This window comes from Cellulomonas sp. GbtcB1 (assembly GCF_019091725.1).
Lineage (GTDB): Bacteria > Actinomycetota > Actinomycetes > Actinomycetales > Cellulomonadaceae > Cellulomonas.
The window spans coordinates 1-458 of sequence record NZ_JAGXJG010000151.1 but is presented as its reverse complement, the minus strand read 5'-3'; the positions used below and the strand labels follow the sequence as shown (position 1 = coordinate 458).

Sequence of the window (458 nt, the reverse complement as noted above, 5' to 3'; positions counted from 1 at the left end):
GACGTCCCGGCCCTCCAGCGTCACGGTGCCGGCCGTCGGCCGCTCGGTGCCAGTGGGCATCTTGGCGACCGGCGCCTTGCCGGAGCCCGACTGCCCGACGAGCGCCTGGACCCGCCCGGGCGCGAGCGCGAACGACACCCCGCGGACGGCGTGCACCTCGTCGCGCCGCAGCCCGCGGCGGCGGGTGTAGGTCTTCACCAGGCCGTCGGCGACCAGCAGCGGCGAGGGTGGGGTGGGCCCGCCAGACCCCGCCGGCCCGGACGCCCACGCCATCACCTCCGGGAACGGCGGCGCGGCGTCCGGGACGGTCGGCTCGTCGGCTCCCTCGCGCGTGTGCCGGTGGCACCGCACCAGCCCGTCCGCGTCGTCGGCACCGGGCTCCGCGCCGCCGGCGCCCCCGACCCCGGGCGGCGCCAGCACCGGCGGCACCGCCGCGCACGCCGCCACCCGCACCGGGA

General features: G+C 80.8%; 1 protein-coding gene. It reads right to left on the bottom strand.

Annotated elements, in window-relative coordinates; all coding sequences use genetic code 11:
• The coding region (locus KVT14_RS20120; RefSeq protein ID WP_217617277.1) for an ATP-binding cassette domain-containing protein at positions 1–458 on the bottom strand (458 nt) is incomplete at both ends.